Source organism: Hansschlegelia beijingensis (assembly GCF_045505405.1).
Lineage (GTDB): Bacteria > Pseudomonadota > Alphaproteobacteria > Rhizobiales > Methylopilaceae > Methylopila > Methylopila beijingensis_A.
Window position 1 is genome coordinate 1 of record NZ_JBJKEX010000609.1, and the last position, 963, is coordinate 963.

Consider the following 963-nt stretch of genomic DNA (forward strand, 5'->3'; position numbering starts at 1 on the left):
AGGGCCAGGCGATCATCCGCGCCATGCCGAACACGCCCGCCGCCGTCGGCCGCGGCGTCACGGGCTGCGTGGCCGGGAGCGAGGCGCGTCCTGAACAGCGCGATCTCGCCGACCGGCTCCTTCGCGCGGTGGGCGATGTGGTCTGGGTCGAGGACGAGGGGCTGATCGACGCCGTCACGGGCGTTTCGGGCTCCGGCCCCGCCTATGTCTTTCTTCTGGTCGAGACGCTGGCGCGCGCCGGCGTCGCCGCGGGTCTGCCGGCCGATCTGGCTCAGACGCTCGCGCGCAAGACCGTCGAGGGCGCAGGCGAGCTGCTCGCGCGCTCCTCCGAGCCGCCCGAGATCCTGCGCAGGAACGTCACCTCGCCGAACGGCACGACGGCGGCCGCGCTCAAGGTGCTGATGGCCGAAGGCGGCCTCGCGCCGCTGATGGAGCGCGCCGTGGCGGCTGCGACCAGACGCTCCCGCGAGCTCGCCGGCTGAGGCCACCTTGGATGCCGGCCGGGTTCGGCCCTATCTTGAAGGCGCGACCCATCAGCCGAGGAGAGACGTCCATGGCGGCCGATTTCAATGCGGGCGCGACGCCCGGCGCAAGCGAGGCGGGCCCCGGGGTCCTGGGGCTCGACAAGCCCGCTGCGCCCGCTGATCCGAAGGAAAAGATCGTCGCGGCGCTTTTCACGCTTCTCGGTGAAAAGAGCTGGAGCGAGATCGGGCTTTATGAAGTCGCGCAGCGGGCCGGCGTGTCGCTCGCCGAACTCCGCGGCTCGTTTCCGTCAAAGGGCGCGATCCTCGCCGCCTATCTGCGCAAGATCGACCTCGACGTGCTGTCGCACGACATGCGCGACATGGCGGACGAGCCGGCGCGCGAGCGGCTGTTCGACGTGCTGATGCGCCGGTTCGAGGCGATGGCGCCGCAGCGCGAGGCGCTGCGCGCTGTGCGGGACGGGCTGCGGACCGATCCGCT

At 71.8% G+C, this 963-nt stretch carries 1 protein-coding gene and 1 pseudogene; both read left to right on the forward strand.

The genetic code is table 11. The features are described 5' to 3' along the window. Positions 1 to 482: pyrroline-5-carboxylate reductase (locus tag ACIKT0_RS19070; protein ID WP_407106860.1), on the forward strand; the 482-nt coding region annotated here is incomplete at its 5' end. Between the two features lie 71 nt (positions 483 to 553). Continuing rightward, positions 554 to 963 (forward strand): annotated as a pseudogene (locus ACIKT0_RS19075) (TetR/AcrR family transcriptional regulator); the annotation flags it as partial.